Below are 22,807 nucleotides of genomic sequence, written 5' to 3' on the forward strand. Positions count from 1 at the left end.
TATTTGTTAAAAATAGAATTTGATTAAAAGCTCCGCCGAATTTAAAGGCGGAGCAAAATGTTAGTTTTGTTTTAGCTTGATTTTTTTATCTTGATAAAGACCTGTTCCAACAGGTATCATGCGACCTAAAATAACGTTTTCTTTCAGATCCTCAAGATAGTCAAATTTAGCCGCTATACTGGCTTCTGTTAAGACTTTTGTAGTCTCTTGGAAAGATGCGGCGGATATGACGCTATCACTTCCTATAGCAGCCCTTGTAACACCAAGCAAGATAGGCTCTGCTATGGCAGGGTTTCCACTCATGCGCATAATTCTTTCATTTTCTTCTTTAAATCTTGCGCGTGAAACCATATCTCCAACGATGAAATTTGTATCTCCGCTGTCTATGATCTTAACCTGTCTTAGCATCTGAGAAACGATGATCTCGATATGCTTATCGGCAATCGCAACACCCTGAGAGCGATAAACTTGCTGAATTTCGCTTATCAGATAGTAGTGAAGCGCTTTTTCGCCTAAAATTCTAAGCACGTCATGGCTTGAGATGAGACCATCTGTTAGCTTCTCGCCCGCATGGATAAACTCCCCGCTTCTTACTTGAATTTGACGAGTTTTATCTATAAGATATTCAGCCGTTGTGCCGTCTTCCGACTCGATGATAATTCTTTCTTTCGAGCGAAGCGGTTTATCAAATCTAACAACACCGTCAATCTCTGCAATGATAGCCGTATTTTTCGGGCGTCTTGCTTCAAAAAGCTCACTAACGCGAGGAAGACCTCCGGTGATATCTTTTGATTTTGCTACCGCTTTTGGAGTCTTAGCTAAAATTTCAGCCTGCTCTACACTAGCTCCGTCTTTTACAAATATCGCAGTCTTTGGCTCAAGCTGATATCTGATAAGTTTTCCGTCTTTTGTCGCGATAACTATCGTAGGCTTGATGCCTGAAGGCAAGTATTCGTTGATAACCAAACGGCTTTGACCGGTTGTTTCGTCATACTGCTCGGCAGCAGAATACCCAGGCTCGATATCCTCATAAGTTACCGTTCCTGCTTCTTCGGCTATCGTAGGAGTCGAATATGGATCCCACTCTGCAATAATAAGTCTCTCTGCATCCGAAGGCTCAGCCAAGATCGTTTTAGACGCTACTATATCGCTATCGTTTACTTTTATGACCGAATTTCTAGGTATATAGTAACGAACCGCTTCTCTATCTTCCTCATCGGCTACAACTACAAATAGGCCCTTTTCGGTTACTAAATGTCCTTTTTTTATATCTCTTATACGCTCTAAATAGTCGCCCTTAAGGACATAAAATTTAAGCACTCCGTTTGCACCTGCGGTTATCTTTTTAGTTATAGGATCTCCGTCTTTTACCTTTATCTCGCTTGCAAACGGGATACGATTAGGTACGTTCCAACCCTCTTTAATAACCTCAACTATACTTTCGTTTTCTTTTACCTTATCTCCGTCGGCATACGGTATGTAAATTTTACCCTCTACCTTACCGCTAACGCCTGCTAGCTCGTTTGGTTTAGCCACGTCGTTTCTACGAAGAGTATATTTAACCTCTTCTTTTTTGCCTTTTATCGTTATATTGATATCTTCGTGAGCTATCTCGATCTCTAATTTTCCGTCAAACGGCGCTTTTATCTTTGGCTCAACCAAAAGCACGGCAGCATTTCTACGATTTGCAACTATATCTTTGCCGTTATTTTCATAAACGTTTAAATTATAGTATCTTATAAAGCCCTCTTTTTGAGCTACAACTTGGCGATCTTGTTGCTCCGTAGATGCCGTTCCGCCGATATGGAAAGTTCTAAGAGTAAGCTGTGTTCCGGGCTCACCGATTGATTGAGCCGAGATGATACCTACGGCCTCACCCGGTTTTACCAGCTTGCCTTCACCCAAATTTATACCGTAACATTTAGAGCATACGCCCTTTGCAGCCTTGCAAGTGATCGGTGTTCTAATGCTTACCGATTTAATACCGGCTTCAATGATAGCTTTTGCTTTTTCTTCATCTACTAAAGTGCCTTCCGCAAATAAAATTTCATTTGTTATCGGATCTATAACGTCATCTGCAAGAACACGTCCTAGAACTCTTTCTTCAAGGCTTTCTATAAGCTCGCCGTTTTCGGTTATCTCGGTAATCTCAACACCCTCGTGCGTACCGCAATCTTCAATTGTAACCTTAACGTTTTGCGCAACATCGATTAGCTTTCTAGTTAAGTATCCGGCGTTTGCCGTTTTAAGTGCGGTATCGGCAAGTCCCTTTCTAGCGCCGTGAGTTGAGATAAAGTACTCAAGTACGTTTAGTCCCTCGCGGAAATTTGATGTAATAGGCGTCTCGATAATTGAGCCGTCAGGCTTAGCCATAAGACCACGCATACCGGCAAGCTGGCGAATTTGCGCAGCAGATCCTCTAGCTCCAGAGTCCGCCATCATATAAATGGAGTTAAATCCGCCCTTATCGTTTTGGATGAGCTTCATCATCTCGCCTGCAACCACGTTATTTGTATCGGTCCATATATCGACTATCTTATTATATCTCTCTGAATCGGTTAAAAGACCTGCACCGTATTGGTTTTGAATTTCGCGAACTTTTTTCTTAGCACTATCTATATGTTTTTGTTTTCCTTCAGGAACGATGATATCGGCTATAGATATAGAAATTCCCGCCTTTGTAGCATAACGGAAGCCTAAATTTTTAAGCTTATCTAAAAATCCTGCAGTTATCTCAAGTCCGCCTACTTTATAAACATAATCAACCAAATTCGCTATATCTTTTTTCTTAAGAACTCTGTTCCACATATTTTCAGGAACAAAATCAGGTAGTATCGAGCGGATAATCAAACGTCCGGCAGTCGTAAATAGCGTCTTGCCCTCAATCATAGTCTTGATCTTTGAGTGAACCTCAAGGCAGTGCGCTTCCTCGGCTATCATCACCTCATCAACACTTGCAAAAATTTTATTTGCGCCTTTTGTATCACTCTTTTCTAGGCTCAGATAGTAAATTCCTAAAACCATATCCTGACTTGGAACGGTTATAGCCTTACCGCTTGCAGGAAGCAAGATATTCATCGAACTAAGCATCAAAATTTTGCACTCTGCGATAGCCTCTTGTGAAAGTGGAACGTGAACAGCCATCTGGTCGCCGTCAAAGTCCGCGTTAAACGCAGCGCACACAAGCGGATGAAGCTGTATCGCTTTGCCCTCGACTAGCACAGGGTGAAACGCTTGAATAGAAAGTTTATGCAGTGTCGGAGCACGGTTTAGCATGACGGGATGATCTTTAACAACCTCTTCTAAGCACTCCCAAACTTCATTCGTCTTATCCTCTATCATCTTTTTAGCTTGTTTAACGGTCGTTGCATAACCTTTTTCTTCAAGGCGTGCTAAAAGGTGTGGCTTAAACAGCTCAAGAGCCATTCTCTTTGGAAGGCCGCACTGATCCATCCTAAGCTTTGGACCAACAACGATAACGGAACGACCCGAGAAGTCAACACGCTTACCAAGCAAATTTTGTCTAAAGCGACCTTGTTTTCCTTTGATGATTTCAGAAAGCGACTTGAGCGGGCGTTTATTTGCACCTTTAACGGCATTTGCTCTTCTTCCGTTATCAAATAGAGCATCAACTGCCTCTTGAAGCATTCTTTTTTCGTTTCTGATAATAATTTCAGGTGCGTCAAGCTCCATAAGTCTTTTTAGACGCGCATTTCTATTGATAACACGGCGGTAAAGATCATTTACGTCAGAAACGGCAAATTTGCCTCCGTCAAGACTAACAAGAGGACGCAAATCAGGCGGGAGCACAGGCAAATTCGTAATCATCATCCACTCAGGACGGTTGCCAGAATTTAAAAATGCTTCAACAACTTTAAGTCTTTTTACGATAGTTTTTTTCTTGGCTTCAGAATTTGTAGAGCTTACTTCATCTTTAAGTGTATTTAAAAGCTCAACAAGATCTAAATTTTCAAGCAGATCGCGGATAACTTCGCCGCCCATTCTAGCCTTAAATCCGCTATCTTCAAATCGCTGAATTAAAGATTGATACTGCTCTTCGTTTAAAACATCATAAATTTCTACTTTTTTACTGTTTTCATTATCATAAAACGCTTCGCCCGCCACTTCAACTATATAAGCCTCATAGTAAAGCACGCGCTCTAAGTCCTTCATCTTAATACCAAGAAGCGTTCCTATACGGCTTGGAAGTGAATTTACATACCAGATGTGAGCCACAGGAGTTACAAGCTCGATATGACCCATGCGTGAGCGACGAACTTTCGAGCTGGTTACTTCAACACCGCACTTCTCGCACTTAACGCCCTTATAGCGCATTTTTTTATACTTACCGCAAAGGCACTCATAATCACGAATCGGGCCGAAAATTTTGGCACAAAACAGACCGTCACGCTCAGGCTTTAGAGTTCTATAATTTATAGTTTCAGGCTTTTTAACCTCGCCGTAACTCCATGATTTTATCTTCTCAGGACTTGCTAAGCGAAGTTGGAAAGCTTCAAAATCACGCGGGCGTTGCTCTTCTTTTATTTCAATCGGTTTTAATTCACTCATCGTTATCTTCCTCGTCATATACTTCAACATCAAGCGCTAGAGATTTAAGCTCGTTTGTTAATACGAAAAATGTTTCAGGAATTCCTGTTTCAGGGACGTTTTCACCTCTTGTTAGAGCCTTATACGCCATTAAACGACCTTCAACATCATCTGATTTTACGGTTAGCATCTCTCTTAAAGTATGAGCCGCACCATAAGCTTCAAGCGCCCAAACTTCCATCTCACCAAATCTTTGACCACCAAATAGCGCCTTACCGCCGACAGGTTGCTGTGTAACAAGGCTATATGGTCCGGTACTTCTTGCATGAACTTTTTCGTCGACAAGGTGGTGAAGCTTAAGCATATACATGCAGCCGACATTTACTCTCTCTTTTATTCTTGAACCGGTGCGTCCGTCATAAAGCTCGGTTTTACCGTCCATATCGACTTTTGCCATCTCAAACAGCTTGGCAAATTCTTCAACTCTAACGCCTTCAAAGATAGGAGTGGCAAATTTAACGCCACTTGCCCAATCTCTTGCGTATTCGATAAGTTGCTCATCATCTATTTTAGCAAGCGTTTTTTTAGCATCCATAAATTTAGAAACCGAAGCGATCTCTATCATCTTAGCACGAAGCTCTTTAACCCACTCGCCTTTTTTCTCTTCGAAAATTTGACTTATCTGCTCGCCTAAACGATATCCGACAAGGCCTAGGTGACTTTCTAAAATTTGACCGATATTCATACGGCTTGGAACACCCAGCGGATTTAGCACAATATCGACAGGTTGTCCGCTAGGAAGGTATGGCATATCAACTTCAGGAACGATGTTTGAAACGATACCTTTATTACCGTGACGTCCCGCCATCTTATCGCCCACTTTTAGTTTGCGCTTGGTCGCCACATATACTTTTACCAGCTTTACAACGCCGCTTGGCAATATATCATCTTTTTCTAAAATTTCGATTTTGTTATCGTGCTCTTCTTTTAGCTTTTTCTTCTCGTTTTGGAAATAGACTTTTAGCTCATCGTACTTCTTCTGAACGTCTTTTGAAAAGCCCTTTACTATGCTGTTTAGGGTAAAACGATTGATATTTTCAAGCTCAGCTTTATCTATCTTTTCGCCTTTTTTATACTCTTTTTTGCCTATGGTTTGAGCCGATGCAAGAGTGTTTTTAGAAAGAAGAGAGGTAACCTTTAGCATCTCTTCTCTATCCATCATAAGAAGTCTATCGTGATGCTCTTTTTCTAAAGCCGCTTTTTCCTCTTCGTAAGTTTTATTAGTTCTGCTATCTTTTTCATGACCTTTTTTGGTAAAAATTTTAACATCTACCACAACGCCTTCCATAGAAGCCGTTGCATATAGTGATTTATTTACTACATGACCAGCCTTTTCACCAAATATCGCTCTTAAAAGTCTCTCTTCAGGAGTTGGTTTAACCTCGCCCTTTGGAGATACTTTTCCTACCAGTATCATGCCGGGTTTTACGTGCGTTCCTATCTTGATGATTCCGCTTTCGTCAAGGTGCATAAGATCTTCTTCTTTTATATTAGGGATATCTTTTGTAATCTCCTCTACACCGTCTTTTAACTCTCGAGCTTCTATCTCTTTTTCATAGATATGCACGCTTGTAAAAGCATCTTCACGTATCATTTTTTCGCTGATTACAATCGCATCTTCGTAGTTGTATCCGTTCCAAGGCATAAATGCGATAAGTGCGTTTTTACCTATGGCAAGCTCGCCACGCTCCATGCTAGAGCCATCGGCTATAACTTGTCCAGCTTCAACCACATCGCCTTTTTTAACTATCGGATGTTGAGAGAAGGTTGTGTTTTGGTTGGTTCTTAAATTTTTCTCCATAGAGTAGTGATCTATATAAGGACCTACCTGATCTTCACCCAAAATGAAAATATTTTTATTATCGACTTTTTCAACAACGCCCGAGCGTTTTGCCTTGATAGCCTCCCAAGCATCGCGCGCTACGATTCTTTCCATACCTGTTCCTACGATAGGAGCAGATGAGCGAAGAAGCGGTACTGCTTGACGTTGCATGTTTGAGCCCATGAGAGCACGGTTGGCGTCATCATGTTCCAAAAACGGGATAAGCGAAGCAGCAACACCCGCTATCATACCCGAACAAAGGTCGATTAGCTTAACGTCTTCACGCTTGGCGAGTATCATCTCGCCGTCTTGTCTAGCCTCGATCAGGTCTTCAACTATATATCCGTTATCATCTATCAAAGTTGAAGCCGGAGCTATAACGCTATTTTCCTCTTGAGTAGCCGTTAGATAAACGATCTCATCGGTTACCTTGCCGTCAACTACTTTTTTATACGGCGCTTCAACAAAGCCAAGGTTATTTACTTTAGCATAAGTTGAAAGCGTATTTATAAGACCGATGTTTTGACCTTCCGGAGTCTCAACTGGACAAATTCTGCCGTAGTGGGTAGGATGAACGTCACGCACTTCAAATCCTGCGCGCTCTTTTACAAGTCCGCCCTCACCGAGTGCCGATAAGCGGCGCTTATGCGTAACTTCGCTTAACGGGTTTGTCTGATCCATGAACTGGCTTAACTGCCCGCCCGTAAAAAATTCCGTTATAGTTGTAGTGATCATCTTTGGATTTACTAAGTCATAAGGCATTATCTCTTCGATATTACTGCTTAAACTTGTAAATTTATCACGGATTGCCTTTTGCATTTTCACAAAGCCAAGGTGAAGTTCGTTTGCTAAAAGCTCGCCAATAGAGCGGATACGTCTATTTCCGAGATGATCTCTATCGTCTATATGTCCTTGTCCGTTTTTAACTTTTATAAGATATTTTGCCGTTTTGATAATATCTTCATTTGTTAAAACTGTTACGTATTCAGGAACGTCAAGACCTAGCTTGTGATTCATCTTCATACGACCGACTTGTGTTAGATCATATCTTTCAGGATTAAAGAAAAGATCGTTTACAAATGTCTTTGCGGCGTCTTTTACGACAGGTTCACCGGGTCGCATAACTTTGTAAATTCTAATCGCCGCAAGGTCGTTTTCATCTTCAACATTTTCAGTTTGTTTAAGAAGCTTTAGAGTCTCGCTATCTGCAATAAATGAGTTTATAATCGCATCATCAACGCCAGCTGCCAAGTCGTTTGCTATCTCTATAGTGTCTTGCTCGGCTAAAATTTTAACTAGTTTATTTTCATCAAGCTGCGCAAGAGTATCATAAAGCACCTCTCCGCTCTCTTTATCGATAACAGGAGAAGCTAAAAATCTATTAACCAAAATTTCAGTCGGATACTCGACCCACTTTACGCCTTCGCTTATTATCTTATCTGCTTTTTTCTTAGTTAGTCTTTTGCCTGCTTCATGAAGCACATTTCCGTCTTCATCTTTTATATCATATTCGATTCTACCGACATAATCTTCAGGATTAAACGGAGTTAAAAATTTATTATTCTTAATTGATAAGGTTTGGATAGGATAAAATAGCTTTATAATATCTTGTTTTTTATATCCAAGCGCTCTAAATAGTATAGTTACAGGGACTTTTCTGCGCTTATTGATACGAACGTATAAAACGTCTTTTGTGTCGTATTCAAAATATAGCCAAGAGCCACGATCAGGGATAATCTGAGCCGTATAAATTAGTTTGTTTACAACAGTCGGGCTTTCCTCTTCTTTAAATATAACGCCCGGGCTTCTGTGCAGTTGGTTTACGACAACTCTTTCAACGCCGTTTATAATAAATGAAATTCTATCTGTCATAAGAGGAATTTCGCGTATAAAAATTTCTTGCTCTTTTATATCTTTTACACCGATCTTTTCACCGGTTTTCTCATCTTTTTCATGAACTATGAGGCGAATTTTCATCTTCAAATTTACAGAGTATGTAAGACCTCTTTCCATACACTCTCTGATGGTATATTTTGGTTTACCGATCTCTGAGCTTACGTATTCAAGCGAAAGTCTATTTTGCGGATCATGTATAGGAAATATTGATTTAAAAACTTTTTCGATACCGCTTTCGCCTTGATTTTCGCTCAAATTTAAAAAGTGATCAAAGCTCTTTTTTTGTAATTGTAGTAGGTTAGGAACATCTATCTCTTTAGCGACATTTGAAAAATCAACTCTAAGACGATTTCCTGAGTATAAGCTGTTTAACATGCATCTACCTCGTGGTATAAGTTTGAAAGAAAAGTATTGAGCCACAAATTTGCGGCATCTAAAATTTAATTAAGGAAGCCCGAGAGCTTCCTTCCAAAAATAACAAAATAATAAATATTATTTAAGCTCGACTTTAGCGCCTGCTTCTTCAAGTTGTTTTTTAGCTTCTTCAGCTTCAGCTTTGCTAACTCCTTCTTTAAGAACTGAAGGTGTTTGCTCAACTGCGTCTTTAGCCTCTTTAAGACCAAGACCTGTAAGAGCTCTAACAACCTTAATAACGTTGATTTTCTTATCTCCACCGTCAAGCAAAACAATGTTAAATTCAGTTTTTTCTTCAACTTCTGCCGCTGCTGCGCCGCCTGCTGCGCCTGCTACCATAACCGGAGCTGCGCTTACGCCAAATTTCTCTTCAAATTCTTTTACTAATTCGCTTAACTCTAATACTGAAAGATTAGAGATAAATTCTAGTACATCTTCTTTAGTAATTGCCATTTTTAAATTCTCCTAATTTTATGCTGATTGTTCTTTTTTCTCTTTAAGCGCATTTAATCCAATTGTGAAATTTTGGATAGGCGCATTCCAAACTTGCAATAACATTGCAATAAGCTCATCACGACTTGGCATTTTAGATAGTGCTTTAACTTTTTCAACACTAGCAACTTCGCCATCAATGTGTGCTGTTTTAATCTTAAACAACTCACTGTTAGTCTCTTCAAATTTAGCCGCAACTTTAGTAGCCGAAAGCTGGTCGCCCCAAATGAATATATTGGTATCTTTAAGAGCCATATCGCCTTTATCCGCATTCTTAAGTGCGATATTTGCAAGAGTGTTTTTTACTACTTGAACTTTTACGTTTTGCTCTCTTGCAGCATTTCTTAATACTTCAAGCTTCTTAACGCTAAGTCCACGGTAATCACATACTATAATCGCTTCATTCTCTTTAAATTCAGCTTCAAGTTTTGCTATTATTTCAGATTTTTCGCTTCTTGTCATTCATTCTCCTTTCCGACCGGTGATTTCAAGCAGAGCGGGTCGTCCAATTAAGTCTACTGACCTCGGCTATCTCCAATCTAAGATATAAATTTATTAAAATTTAGTTAACGTAAATCCATCAACTCTTGAGTCTCAAGCGATACAGATGGACTCATAGTTAGTGATAACGCTGCATTTTTAATATATCTTCCTTTTGCAGCTGCCGGCTTATGTTTGTTTATAGCTTTAATAAAAGTTGAAATGTTATCGTTAAGTTGCTCTTTTGAAAAACTTACTTTACCAAGCCCGGCATGGATATTTCCTTGTTTATCTACACGGAAATTTACCTGACCGCTTTTTGCATTATTAACAGCTTGAGCAACATCCATTGTAACAGTTCCAGTTTTAGGGTTTGGCATAAGACCTTTTGGTCCAAGTATACGACCCACTTTACCTACAAGACCCATTAAATTTGGAGTAGCTATGAGGACATCAAAATTCATTACGCCTTTTTGGATATCTTCAATCAAATCATCACTTCCGACGATATCCGCACCCGCCGCTTTAGCTTCATCAGCCTTAACGTCTTTTGCGATAACCGCTACACGAACAGCCTTACCTGTTCCAGCAGGAAGAACAACCGAACCTCTTACCATCTGATCGGCATGTCTTGGATCAACGTTAAGTTTAAGTGCTATTTCAACCGTTTCATCAAATTTTGCAGAAGCAAGAGTTTTAACAGTATCGATTGCTTCATCTAGTGCATAAATTTTATTTGCATCTATTTTTTTAAGTAGTTCGCTAAATCTTTTTGTAGTTTTTTTTGACATTAATTTCTCCGCATTTTAAAGTGCTTCCGCCTTAAAATTTAAATCCTTGGCGGTTTAAGGATTTTAATCAATGATATCTATGCCCATCGAGCGAGCAGAACCTGCAATAATTTTAGCGGCTTGCTCTTTGTTGTTAGTGTTTAAATCAACGATTTTTCTATCTACGATTTCAAGTACTTGAGCTTTAGTAAGCTTTCCTACTTTATTTTTTAGCGGATTATCCGCACCTTTTGATATGCCGGCTGCTTTTTTAATCAAATCTGTAGCAGGCGGTTGCTTTGTGATAAAAGTAAAGCTTCTATCCGCATAAACAGTGATAACTACAGGGATATTATATCCTGCCATATCTTTTGTTCTTTCGTTAAACGCCTTACAAAACTCCATAATATTTACACCTTGCTGACCTAGAGCAGGACCTACCGGTGGGCTTGGGTTTGCTTTAGCTGCTGCAATTTGTAATTTAATTTCGCCTATAACTTTCTTAGCCATAAACTTCTCCTTATACTATCTTCTCAACTTGTGAATACAAAATTTCAACCGGTGTACTTCTGCCAAAAATAGAGACATTAAGTCTTAACTTACCATGTATCATATCATACTCTTCGACTATACCGGTAAAATTCGCAAAAGGCCCATCTATAATGCGAACACTCTCACCGTTATCAAATGAAATTTTAGGTTTAGGTGCTCCGCGTTTTTGAACTTTTTCTAATATTAAATTTATATCTTTATCGCTTAAAGGGGTTGGTTTTTTTGATTCACCTATAAATCTTCCAACTTTTGGCAATGATTGAATTTTATGCCAAAGCGCAGTGTCCAAATCAAGATGTGCAAAAGCATAGCCCGGATAAAGGCTTCTTTCGTTTATTTTTTTCTTGCCGTTTTTAATCTCAATCACATCTTCAGTAGGAACAACAACTTCTTTAAGCTGATCTTCTATATTATGATCTCTTACTAAATTTTCAATAGCTCTCTTAACACTCATCTCGCTGCCGGCGTAAGTTTGAATCGCATACCATTTATGTGCCATAACCTACAACCTTTTAAATTAATTTTGAAAGAGAATAAGACATCACCACATCAACAAGTGCTAGAAACAGTGAAACTACCGCCACAACCGCAAAAACAGTTATAAACGCATTTCTTACTTGCTCTTTCGTAGGGAATATAACCTTTTTTATTTCTGCACTAGAGAGTTTTAAATAGTTCGTTAATTTTTCCATTTTCAACCTTATGATGGCAGGGCAAGAGGGATTCGAACCCCCAACCATTGGATTTGGAATCCAGCGCTCTACCGTTGGAGCTATTGCCCTAAGTGAGCATATTAGCTCTTTAGTTTAACTTCTTTATGAACTGTGTGTTTTTTTAATCTTGGACAATATTTTTTAATTTCCAACTTTTCAGTAGTTGTCTTACTGTTTTTTGTCGTAGTGTAATTAATATCACCAGACTCTGAACATTTAAGACCAATCTTTACTCTACTATTATTTTTTGCCATAAATTTCCTTTAAAAAGCGGAGAAAAATCTCCGCTAAAAATCAAAATATTAAATTAAGCTAATATTTTAGAAACAACACCTGAACCAACTGTTCTACCACCCTCACGGATCGCAAAACGTGTTCCCTCTTCAAGAGCAACAGGTGCTATAAGTTCAACTGTAATTTTTAGGTTGTCGCCAGGCATAACCATCTCTGCTCCCTCAGGAAGTGTGATAGAACCTGTAACATCAGTTGTTCTTACATAAAATTGTGGTCTATAGTTGTTGAAGAATGGAGTGTGGCGTCCGCCTTCCTCTTTTGTAAGGATATAAACTTCACCCTCAAATTTTGTATGTGGAGTAATTGATTTTGGCTTACATAGAACCATGCCACGCTCAACATCCTCTTTTTTAGTGCCTCTTAGAAGTACACCAACGTTGTCGCCTGCTTCACCTTGCTCCATCTCTTTTCTAAACATCTCAACACCAGTAACTGTTGTTGTTTGCGTATCTCTAATACCAACAATTTCGATTGTGTCGCCAACTTTTACAAGACCTTTTTCAATTCTACCTGTAACAACCGTACCACGACCAGAAATTGAGAATACGTCTTCGATTGGCATCAAGAAATCTTTATCTGTAGCGCGAACTGGAGTTGGGATATAACTATCAACAGCAGCCATAAGCTCCATAACTTTTGCTGACCACTCGCCGTCTTTACCTTCTTTAGCTTCATTTAGAGCTTGAAGAGCAGAACCAGCTACGATCGGAGTGTCGTCTCCTGGGAAGTCATACTCACTAAGAAGTTCGCGAATTTCCATCTCTACTAGCTCAAGAAGTTCGGCATCATCAACCATATCAGCTTTGTTCATGAAAACAACGATATATGGAACACCAACTTGGCGAGATAGAAGGATGTGCTCTCTAGTTTGTGGCATCGGGCCGTCCGCTGCAGAAACAACTAGGATAGCGCCGTCCATTTGAGCAGCACCTGTAATCATGTTTTTAACGTAGTCGGCGTGACCCGGGCAGTCAACGTGAGCATAGTGGCGATTGTCTGTCTCATACTCAATGTGTGAAGTTGCAATCGTAATACCGCGCTCTTTTTCTTCTGGAGCATTATCGATATTGTCATAATCTTTAAGCTCAGCAAGACCTTTTCTTGAAAGAACAGCAGAGATAGCAGCTGTTAGAGTTGTTTTACCATGGTCAACGTGACCGATAGTACCTATATTTACGTGTGGCTTGTTACGTGAAAATTTTTCTTTTGCCATATCTTCCTCCGTAATGATATTTGTTACTTTAAAATTAAAAATTCATGCTTGTTTTATACTTTATCTATATTTTTAGTAAAATCCGTGGAGCTCATAGCGGGACTTGAACCCGCGACCTCTTCCTTACCAAGGAAGTGCTCTACCTCTGAGCCATATGAGCGTTACAAACGCTTGGCAATACAGAATTTCATAAAACAAACATAAACAACTCTATGGAATAAATTTGGCAGACTGTATAAATGTATAAAAATTTTACAGCTCCCAGTTTTACTCCAAATTCTTACCCAAATCTTGGAGCGGGAAACGGGACTCGAACCCGCGACCCTCAGCTTGGAAGGCTGATGCTCTAGCCAACTGAGCTACTCCCGCGTATAGCATGGTGGTGAGACGTGGATTCGAACCACGGAAGACATAGTCAGCAGATTTACAGTCTGCCCTCGTTGGCCACTTGAGTATCTCACCCTATTTAACATTAATAATTTTATTTGGTATTTCTGGTCAAACACTGTTACAAAATGGAGCTGGTGAACGGATTTGAACCGCCGACCTACTGCTTACAAGGCAGTTGCTCTACCAACTGAGCTACACCAGCACTTAATTTGTGAAAGCTGAATTATATCTCAAAAAATTTTTAAAGTCAAGGATTTTGGAGCCAAATTTCACTTTATCAAGTTATTTTAACCACTTTTTCTCATAAGAACAACTAAATTTACCCTATCTTTCACGCCTGTCTTTTCAAAGATCGCAGAGATATGCGCTTTAACGGTTCGTAAGCTTATGTTTGCCACCTCGGCTATCTCTTGATTATTAAGTCCTTGATAGATAAAATTCGCCACCTCTTTTTCTTTTGGCGTTAGCTTTTCAAGAGCTACTAAAGATTTTTCGTTTGAGCTATCTTTAGTCATCATCATTATCATGCTTTGGATAAATTCAGGATACAGCCAGACATTTCCCGCTTCGATACTCTTAATCGCATCATTCAAGTGAATTTCTAGCATGTGGGCGTTACCGTATCCTTTGATTCCATGCGCTAGAAATTCCTTACCTTCGGTAAAATTTGGCTCTTTTGAGAGCAAAAACACTTTTAGTTCGGGATAAATTTGTAAAATTTCAAGGATAAGATCTCTTACGCCTGCAAAAAATTCCACACAAAGCACGGCATATTCGCTTGTGTCTATATTTATTAAAAGATCAGACTCCGAAGCAAAGGCTATCACTTCACGCTCTTGCAGCTTGCTTTTCCACTCTTTTACAAGAGAGTCGCTAGATGCGTATAGTCCGACTTTCACTGTAACTCTTTTAAATTTTTATATCAAATTTATACAAAAGTTTATCATTAACTATAATATAAATTTCTTTTGCTTTTTTTGGGGCTAAAGACATTTTCGTATAGGCAAACGTCTTTAAAAACTCACTTATAATCTCAGCTTGCATATGTGTAGATATGGAAATTTCGATAGTATCGTTTGTGATTTTATACTTATACACGCTTTTACTATCAAGAATTTGCAGATCAAGATATATACTTTCACTGCTTTCATCATATCCGTTTATAAAAATTTTAACGCTTCTTACGATATCGTCTGAAATTTTTATATCCTCTTCAAATTTATACACACAAGAGTCGCTTTTACATTCATCAAAAGGCTCTTCTATAATCTCAAATTTAAAATTTTCATCTGTATTTACATGACTCTTTAGGCTTACTTCATTTAAAACTTGATCAAATTTCTTAACGCAATCGCTAAAGATAAGCTCTTTGATAGATGAGTTAATCACATCTACGCCGTCTCTTTCGTTTATCATATCAGTAACCACAAGAGTATCTACAAGCAGATGCGATCTAGTAATGATATATTCTTCAAATTTTCCGCTATAAACAGCTTTATTTATATCATCTTTTACTGTTTTGTGAGAACTATCACTCTCTTCTATCGCAAATGCTCTTGTTTGCACTAGCGCTCCCTTAGAGCGTTTTGTTTAGCTTTTAAAATCGGTTTTAAAAGATAATCAAGAACTGTTTTTTTACCGGTAATAATATCAGCACTGGCTATCATACCAACTTTTATACGAAGCGGCTTATCTTCGCTGCCTAAGAAATTCTTTTCGGTTTGAATTCTAACTAGATAGTAGCTTTCGCCACTTTTTTCATTTGTTTCGGTGTCGGCTGAAATTTGAACAACTTCGCCGTTAAGTCCGCCGTAAATAGAAAAATCATAAGCCGTAAGTTTTACCACCGCTTTAAGCCCCGGACGCAAAAACGCTACGTCCGCGGGTTTAACCTTAACTTCGGCTATAAGAGTATCTTCCATAGGAACGATCTCAGCTATATCCATTCCTGGTTTTATAACGCCCGAAACGGTATTTACCATAAGCTTACTTACGATACCGTCAACCGGTGAGCGCACAAGAGTCCTATCGACTCTATCGCTTAAATTTATCTGGCTTTCATTTAGTCTTGAAATTTCGGCAGATACTTCATTCAGCTCTTTTTTGACATTGTTTTTAAAAGCAAGTCTAGTTTCGGTTATCTTGTTTTCAACCTCTTTTATAGTGGATTCTATCCTAGGTACCGAAAGAGTCGCGGCATTTAAATCACCCTTTAAATCATTAACTCTTCGTTGCAACTGCAAGTATTCAACTTCACTTACAAGCCCTTTTCTAAAAAGCGGTTCAGTGATATTTTTCTCTTTAAGCATTAGATTGTAACTATTTTGCGTTTGAGATATCTTATTTTTAAGCTCGACAAGTTCATTTCTGCGCTGTTTTATCTGCTCTTCAAAGATGCTTACTTGCTCTCTTAGTCTTGCCTTATTTGTCTCAAAAAGACTCTTTTCAAACAGAACAAACTGAGCCATATCCTTATCTCTAGTCTCGTTATAGTCAAATTCTTTGTCATTTGCTTCGGCAAAAAGACGCATGTACTTAGCCTGAAGCTCGTCCATTCTTAGCTTTGACTCGCCATAGCTACTCGAGAAGGTCTTATTATCTATCTTCAGTATCACTTGACCCTTTTTAACCTCATCTCCTGTTTGGATCAAAATTTCTTCGATTATACCGCCCTCAAGGTTTTGAACGATCTGGTTTTTACCGGAAGGGATGATCTTGCCCGCACCTCTGGTTATCTCATCTACTTCCGCCCAAGATGCCCAGATGATAAGCCAAGCGATAGTGATAAAAACTGCATATAAAATTCCCCTAGAAGCCGACGGCGCCTTAGCAAGGACAGCTTCAGACAAGCTTGACATAAAGCGAAGATCGTGAGCGTCATAATTTTTTGACTGAACCGTTTTTTTGATACTATCAACAGAGTCATTTAGATTTGAACCTATGTTCTTTTGTTTTTGTATATCGTTTTTTAAATTATTATCCATCTTCTTGCCGCCTATTTACCGCTTAATTTAGCCAAAACTTCATCTTTTGGACCGTCAAGCAAAATTTTGCCCCCATCAACGACTATAAGCCTATCAACCAGATCAAGCAAGGAGGTCTTATGTGTTATCAACATCACGGTTTTTTCTTTAGTATTGTATTTTAAATTGTTTTTAAGTTTATTTTCAACACTACTATCAAGAGAATTTGTAGGCTCGTCAAGCAGTATGATAGGACTATCAAGCAAAAACGCCCTCGCAACGGCAATAGCCTGACGCTGACCGCCGCTTATACCCTCACCTCTTTCAAATACAGGCATATCAAAGCCGAGCGGATGCGCATCGACATACTCATCTACTCCGCTTACTTTGGCGGCTTTTATTATCTGCATATCATCGACATGAGGCGCTTTATAAACGATATTTGCCCTAACTGTTCCTTTAAATAACATAACATCTTGCGGCACGTAGCCGATATTGCGACGAAGGTCGGCAGGATCTATCTGATTTATATCTATGCCGTCTATCAAGACAGAGCCCTCAGTCGGAGAGTAAAGTCCCAAAATCAGCTTTTCTATAGTTGTTTTTCCTGAGCCGTTTCTGCCTATAAGACCCACTTTTTCGCCTGCATTTATAGTGAAATTTACCCTATCAAGAGAGGCTTTTGTACTTTCCGGATATGTAAAACTTACGTTTTTAAACTCAATCTTTCCTGCAAAATTTGTTCTTCGTACAAATTTCTTTCCGTCAGGTCTCTCAACAGGCATTTCCATTATCTTTTGCAAGCTCTCATAAGCCGTCTTGGTCTGCTCGAAATTTGCTAAAAGCGAAGCGACCTGCCCCATAGGAGCAATCGCTCGCGAAGAGAGCATAACAGATGCTATAAGCCCACCCATTGTCAAATTCATATCCTGTATCATATATACGCCGCATACCACCACGGCTATAGTATTAAGCTGAACAAGAAAAGATGTAACGGTGCTAATTGAGGCTGAAATCAGCTTTGATTTTATGCTTTTATTGGCAATTTCACCCGTAGCTTCCTCCCAGTTCCACTGCGCATGGCCCGTAGCGCCCATCGTTTTTATCGTTTCAAGACCATTTAGGGTTTCAATCAAAATTCCGTTTTTCTTGGCACTTGCTTCAAAGGTGCTTTTAATGCTGGCTTGCAGTGGATCTTTGATAAGCAAAGTATAAATTACGATAATAACGATAAACACCAAAGGCACCAGCACCATGAGTCCACCGATAAAATAAATCACAAATAAAAATAAAAGCGCAAAAGGCAGATCCACAAGCACAGTTAGAGTGCTTGAAGTAAAGAAATTTCTAACAGTATCAAATTCCCGCAAGTTGTTTGCAAAAGAGCCTACCGATTTTGGTTTAACCGACAGCTTGATATCCATAACTCGCTCAAAAAGCAAAGAGCTCATGATGATGTCGCTTTTTTTGCCCGCTATATCAAGAAAATAAGTTCGTATAAATTTCAAAAACAGATCAAGCATATACACAACGCCTACGCCAAGAGCGAGCACCCAAAGCGTCTCAACGGCGTTATTTGGCACAACCCTATCATATACGTTCATCGTAAACAAAGGACTTGCAAGCACAAATAAATTTATCACTATACTAGCTACTATAACATCTATATAAATTTTCTTAGAGCGCTTTAAAGTACCCCAAAACCAGTGGCTTGACTGACTATCGATCAGATGGGTTTTATTATCTTCCGGCACAAATTCGCGCTTAAGCAGATAAGCGTATCCCAAATACTCTTTTTTAAGTTTACTAATCTCAATACTGCTTGAGCCGTTTGGCATCTCGGGAGTTATGATCTTAGCATGCGTTTTGCCTTCAAAACTCTCTAAAATGCAAGCCTTTTTACCGCGCAAGATAAGTATACAAGGCAGAACAAGAGGCGAAATTTTCTCCAGATCTTTATTAACTAAAGTCGAAACAAATCCTGCACGTTTGGCAGCCCTTGTGAATAATGATTTAGAGCCTTTTAAAGAAAATAGCTCCACGCTATCGTTTTCGCTTACCGGAAGTCCCGTAATAAGCGCATCGGCGGTATAAGGGTTGTTATGAAGTTTGGTAAATATAACCAGACAGTCTAAGAGTTCGTCATTTTTTGATTTTTCTTGCATATTCTTATCCAATATTTTGTATATCGTAAATAAACATTCCTTGCATCGAATCTATGCCGATGTTTTTAAGCTTGGCTTTTTGTTCGCCGTTTTCAACCCCGATTGCAATGATCTTTATCTCTTTGCTTCTCATTATAAAGTCAAAAGATTGCTTTTGCTCGGAGCTACTCTCGCCGAGAAAATCTATCAAATTTCTAGCCGGAATTTTAACATAATTCGGACTTATATCCTTAAGTCTTTCAATACTTTTGGCATCAAATCCAAAGTGATCAAGCCCAAGTCCAAAGTCAAATTCGCGAAGTTTTTGATGAAACTTAAGTATTATTGACATATCCATATCGTCTTTATTTGGAATTTCTATAAAAATTTTGCATTTAGCGTGCTGTTTTATCCTGCGTAAAATAAGCTCAATCTCCGCAAAATACTGAGTCGATGAAAGAACATCCTTGCCTAAATTTATAGATATAGCCGAATTTGGCAAGCTGTCTTCTCTAAGCATATTTGCAACTTTGTTTAACACGTATAAATCAAGTTTAGCGGATAAATTCAGCTCATTAACCATCGGCATAAAATAGCTTGCCATTTGCCATTTGCCGCTATCATCGACAAGCCTTAAAAATAGCTCGCAATGCTCAAGCTCAGGAGTGCTTGAGATGATCTTTTGTCCTGCAAATTTAAACATATTGTTTTCAAGAGAGCTTGTTATAAGCGATCTATACTGATCTTTACCAAGCAAAATTTCGCTATTGCTCTCATAAATTTTGATACTGAAATTCCCGCTTCCTTTAGCTCTTGCAAGAGTTATATCGGATGTTATCAAGATAGTTTTAAGGTCGCTGCTTGGAGCATAATCTACAACCGAGCCGTTAGCAAAGCAGTCATCTCCCCTGATATTAAATTTGGCAAATTCCTGTCTTATATCAAGCAAAATTTCCTTGCCAAGCTCTGCGGTTTTAAATGTCGTAAAGCTTGGAGCCACGACGATAAAGTCATTTTCATTAAGTCTAGCGCAAAGCATATCTTTAGAGTGAGATGATATCGCGTTTGCAACGCCGACTACCAAATTCTGCCATTTTTCAAAGCCTAAATCCTTTTTAAGCTCTCTTAAATCCTTGCATGAAATCATCATCACAGAGCCGCTTGAATACTCTTCGCTAGATAAAAAATCACCGAATTTGTTCTGAAAATACCTTCTGTTAAACAGTCCCGTCTGATCGTCTTTATAGAGCAGGTCTTCATATCTGCTAAGAGTCTTTGCTCCTTGTTCAAATATATCTTTTACTTTGCCGACCATGCTATTCATGGCTAAAACCATACGTTTTATATCAATAGTAAACGGAACTTTATCCTGAATAATAAATCTATTTTCAAGGATAGCTTCAGCCTGAGCTTGAACTTTTCTAAGAGGAGTAAATATAAATTTAAGTCCAAAATAGCTTAATAAAAGCGCTAAAAGCATCATTGAAAATAGTATATAAAATACGTTTTTAACGATGTTGTATAGTTCGTAATACGCGATGCCGGTATTGCTTTGCACATAAAGAGTGCCGAATTTACTCCAACCAAGCATTATCTCGCTACTTTCAATAGGAGCATCAAGCTTTACGTTTTTAACAAACCAGCTAGGAACGCCACTTACTACGGTAGGCTGAGAACTTTCTACAAGAGTATTGCCATCCACGTCAACAAGCTTTATCATCGAATAGTATCCGCTGTCAAATATCGAATTTATCATAACTTCTACGCTTGATATATCCTCCAAATCGCCAACGGATTTTATCGCAAGCCCAAGAGAGTTGGCGGTGTGCCTTGCATTTGTGCTAAGCTGAGTTGCGATGTAGTTGTTTATAGTAGTAAAATTTAATATACCCACAGCGATAAATAGCAACAACCCAAACGATATAATCGCCATCATAATCTGTTTAAAAAGTGTCATTAACCATCCTCTTTCATTCTATCAATCAAATTTAGCCATTTTGGATTTTGCTTTTTATTTCCGCCGGGAACCGCCTGTCCCAAGCCCTCTTGCTTAGATAAAAATAGCGAATCACCGTTAAAGCTATAAACAGGGATTAGATCTTTTCTCTGTGTGGCTATTTTAATCTTTGAAACTATATTATCTAAAACTAGAGGAATTGATTTGGGACTATCATAATAAGACAAGACCATATGAGCTTGGTTAAACTCAACGGCTTTAACGTAAGTAAAATAAAGCTTTTGGGTAGGAACTCCGAGTTGTTTTAAAGTAAAATATTTTGCCGTAACGAAATCTTCGCAATCTCCTGCGCCTTTACCTAAAAATTCCATCCTCGTAGCCCAATAGTCCTTCTGATTCCAAACCTCTTTATCGTCTTTCCATATAAGCTGATTAAAAAAATCATTAACCTTAACCAGCTTCTCTTGCTCGCTAGCGTCTTTTAGCTCAACCATAAGCTTGTTTAGTCTGATTACTCTTTGTTTTGCATTATCGCCGTAAATTTTAGCGATCTTTTCATAAGTGGCGGCTTTGATGAATTCATTTTCAGCCAGAAGTGTAAATAAAAAAAAGGCACTCATTAAGAGTGCCGTATATATAAATTTGTCCGTAATCAGACGGCGAATCATCCTTGACTCTTGCTTGTGCTTAGATATTATTTATTAAGATCGTCTTGGATAGAGCAAGCGCCTTGGATATATTTTTTAGCAAATCCAGGCTCGAAGCTATCCGTTAGCATGCCCATATTATCAAGCAATCTATACTTAGAGTATAAAAGTGCGCTTTTTGTATTTATCATCTCTTCAAGAGCATTGTTGTATTCGCTTTCAGCATCAAGAAGGTTGATAAGATCGCGTCTTCCTATTCTAAATTCATCTCTATAAGAATCAAGTGTTTGCTTAGCGTAAGCAACGTGTTTTTCTAGGAATTTAATCTTTTCTTGATTTAAAACATATGTCTGCCAAGAAAATTTTAGACTTTCTGAAAGATCTCTTTTTACGGTTTCGATAGCGTGCATTGATTCAGTAACGGCTAGCTTGCTCTTTTCTTTTTCTAGCTTGTCGGTATTTTTATTATAAAGGTTATATTTAAGTCTTAAGAGCACGTCATATTTTGTGTCTTTATAATCATCATAGAATACGTCATTTTTTTCATATCCAGCAGACGCTTCAAGATCAAGCTTCGGTCTAAACGGAGCATTTTTCTCTCTTACGACAGATTGTGCCATTTTCATATTTGCATCTTTTAAAAGAACAGTAGGATTACATCTCATAGCCGTTGCATAAACCATCTCTTCTGTGGCAGGAAGAACTTGGTCAAACACAGGAGTAGTAAGCATGGCTGCATCCACTCTAGCGCCATATAGCTTCTCAAATGTGGTAAGCGCATCAAGATAGTTATTTTCCTGAGAAACCAAATTCGCTTGAGCTAAAGTCAGACGAGAACCCGCTTGTCTCTCTTCCGAGCCGCGAGCAAAGCCTGATTGTGTTCTATCTTTAATTTGACCGTAAATGCCTTGGTGAGTCTTTACATTAGCTCTTGAGATATCAAGAAGCTCTTTATTTCTAATTACTGCAAGATACGCATCAACAACTTGAAGCATAAGTCTATCTGCTTTTTGAGCTATGCTGTAAGCTGCCGCGTCAAGTCTGTGGCTTTGAGATTTTATTCTGTTTTTATCGGCACTGCCGTTATATAAATTTTCTACTAAAGTAACGCCTGCCGTTAGTTTTTTACCGCTTCCTTTTTGAACGGTTATGCCGTTATCTATCTTTTCTCTTTCATATCCGTATGTTCCATACGCATCAAGAGTTGGATAATAAGCGTTATTTGCTATATTTAGATCTTTTCCTACCTGCAAATAAGCAAATTCCGTCTCTTTTAAATTTGGGTTATCTTGTAAAACAGTTCTTACGGCATCCAAAAGAGAGACTTTATCACCCGATGAAACCGATGTATTTTGATTTGCAAACAGCACGACCGAAGCCACTAAACTCACTAAAGCGATCTTTCTCATAATAAATCCTTAAATTAATTTTATGCTTATTACTATCTTGTTA

The 22,807-nt window shown here is 38.7% G+C and carries 17 protein-coding genes and 5 tRNA genes; all 22 read right to left on the reverse strand.

Going from position 1 to position 22,807, the window contains the following annotated elements; all coding sequences use genetic code 11:
* Window positions 1–60: 60 nt before the first annotated feature.
* A complete protein-coding gene (rpoC, locus tag CORI_RS07585) occupies window positions 61–4,569 on the reverse strand; it encodes a DNA-directed RNA polymerase subunit beta' (RefSeq protein WP_173031470.1) in 4,509 nt (1,502 codons plus the stop codon).
* Complete coding sequence (gene rpoB / locus CORI_RS07590) at window positions 4,562–8,701, reverse strand: DNA-directed RNA polymerase subunit beta (protein ID WP_173031471.1); 4,140 nt, start codon at window positions 8,699–8,701, stop codon at window positions 4,562–4,564. Before rpoB ends, rpoC begins: the two co-directional genes overlap by 8 nt.
* Window positions 8,702–8,818: 117 nt before the next feature.
* Window positions 8,819–9,193, reverse strand: a complete 375-nt coding sequence (gene rplL / locus CORI_RS07595; RefSeq protein ID WP_173031472.1) for a 50S ribosomal protein L7/L12 — start codon at window positions 9,191–9,193, stop codon at window positions 8,819–8,821.
* An 18-nt stretch (window positions 9,194–9,211) separates the two neighbouring features.
* Window positions 9,212–9,694, reverse strand: a complete 483-nt coding sequence (rplJ, locus tag CORI_RS07600) for a 50S ribosomal protein L10 (protein ID WP_173031473.1) — start codon at window positions 9,692–9,694, stop codon at window positions 9,212–9,214.
* Window positions 9,695–9,798: 104 nt separating this feature from the next.
* A complete protein-coding gene (gene rplA / locus CORI_RS07605; RefSeq protein WP_173031474.1) occupies window positions 9,799–10,503 on the reverse strand; it encodes a 50S ribosomal protein L1 in 705 nt (234 codons plus the stop codon).
* Between the two features lie 63 nt (window positions 10,504–10,566).
* A complete protein-coding gene (rplK, locus tag CORI_RS07610) occupies window positions 10,567–10,992 on the reverse strand; it encodes a 50S ribosomal protein L11 (RefSeq protein ID WP_173031475.1) in 426 nt (141 codons plus the stop codon).
* Between the two features lie 10 nt (window positions 10,993–11,002).
* Window positions 11,003–11,533 carry a transcription termination/antitermination protein NusG gene (nusG, locus tag CORI_RS07615; RefSeq protein ID WP_169940620.1) on the reverse strand — a complete coding sequence of 177 codons (531 nt, stop codon included), beginning with the start codon at window positions 11,531–11,533 and terminating at the stop codon, window positions 11,003–11,005.
* A 13-nt stretch (window positions 11,534–11,546) separates the two neighbouring features.
* Window positions 11,547–11,726, reverse strand: a complete 180-nt coding sequence (gene secE, locus CORI_RS07620; protein ID WP_169940622.1) for a preprotein translocase subunit SecE — start codon at window positions 11,724–11,726, stop codon at window positions 11,547–11,549.
* A 14-nt stretch (window positions 11,727–11,740) separates the two neighbouring features.
* Window positions 11,741–11,816, reverse strand: a tRNA-Trp gene (locus CORI_RS07625).
* Window positions 11,817–11,827: 11 nt separating this feature from the next.
* Window positions 11,828–12,001 (reverse strand): 50S ribosomal protein L33, encoded by a 174-nt coding sequence (gene rpmG, locus CORI_RS07630; RefSeq protein ID WP_172201359.1) that lies wholly within the window; start codon window positions 11,999–12,001, stop codon window positions 11,828–11,830.
* A 53-nt stretch (window positions 12,002–12,054) separates the two neighbouring features.
* Window positions 12,055–13,254, reverse strand: coding sequence for an elongation factor Tu (tuf, locus tag CORI_RS07635; RefSeq protein ID WP_173031476.1), 1,200 nt, complete (start codon window positions 13,252–13,254; stop codon window positions 12,055–12,057).
* 85 nt (window positions 13,255–13,339) lie between these two features.
* Window positions 13,340–13,414: transfer RNA gene (locus CORI_RS07640), tRNA-Thr, on the reverse strand.
* Between the two features lie 132 nt (window positions 13,415–13,546).
* Window positions 13,547–13,623: transfer RNA gene (locus CORI_RS07645), tRNA-Gly, on the reverse strand.
* Window positions 13,624–13,631: 8 nt separating this feature from the next.
* Window positions 13,632–13,716, reverse strand: a tRNA-Tyr gene (locus tag CORI_RS07650).
* Between the two features lie 54 nt (window positions 13,717–13,770).
* Window positions 13,771–13,846 (reverse strand) — tRNA-Thr (locus tag CORI_RS07655).
* A gap of 85 nt (window positions 13,847–13,931) precedes the next feature.
* Window positions 13,932–14,543 (reverse strand): response regulator transcription factor, encoded by a 612-nt coding sequence (locus CORI_RS10730; protein WP_254064911.1) that lies wholly within the window; start codon window positions 14,541–14,543, stop codon window positions 13,932–13,934.
* 10 nt (window positions 14,544–14,553) lie between these two features.
* Window positions 14,554–15,210, reverse strand: a complete 657-nt coding sequence (locus tag CORI_RS07665) for a DUF5416 family protein (protein WP_173031477.1) — start codon at window positions 15,208–15,210, stop codon at window positions 14,554–14,556.
* Window positions 15,210–16,628, reverse strand: coding sequence for an HlyD family type I secretion periplasmic adaptor subunit (locus tag CORI_RS07670; protein ID WP_173031478.1), 1,419 nt, complete (start codon window positions 16,626–16,628; stop codon window positions 15,210–15,212). Before CORI_RS07670 ends, CORI_RS07665 begins: the two co-directional genes overlap by 1 nt.
* 11 nt (window positions 16,629–16,639) lie before the next feature.
* On the reverse strand, window positions 16,640–18,772 hold the full coding sequence (locus CORI_RS07675) for a type I secretion system permease/ATPase (RefSeq protein ID WP_173031479.1): 2,133 nt from the start codon (window positions 18,770–18,772) through the stop codon (window positions 16,640–16,642).
* 4 nt (window positions 18,773–18,776) lie between these two features.
* Window positions 18,777–20,708 carry a LapD/MoxY N-terminal periplasmic domain-containing protein gene (locus tag CORI_RS07680; RefSeq protein ID WP_173031480.1) on the reverse strand — a complete coding sequence of 644 codons (1,932 nt, stop codon included), beginning with the start codon at window positions 20,706–20,708 and terminating at the stop codon, window positions 18,777–18,779.
* A complete protein-coding gene (locus tag CORI_RS07685) occupies window positions 20,708–21,328 on the reverse strand; it encodes a transglutaminase-like cysteine peptidase (RefSeq protein ID WP_173031481.1) in 621 nt (206 codons plus the stop codon). The genes CORI_RS07680 and CORI_RS07685 overlap by 1 nt, the downstream gene beginning before the upstream one ends.
* Window positions 21,329–21,402: 74 nt before the next feature.
* The gene (locus CORI_RS07690) at window positions 21,403–22,764 is read right to left on the reverse strand and encodes a TolC family protein (protein WP_169940639.1); all 1,362 of its coding nucleotides are present in this window, start codon (window positions 22,762–22,764) and stop codon (window positions 21,403–21,405) included.
* Window positions 22,765–22,807 lie beyond the last annotated feature (43 nt).

Source organism: Campylobacter sp. CCUG 57310, assembly GCF_013201975.1.
Taxonomy (GTDB): Bacteria; Campylobacterota; Campylobacteria; order Campylobacterales; family Campylobacteraceae; genus Campylobacter_A; species Campylobacter_A canis.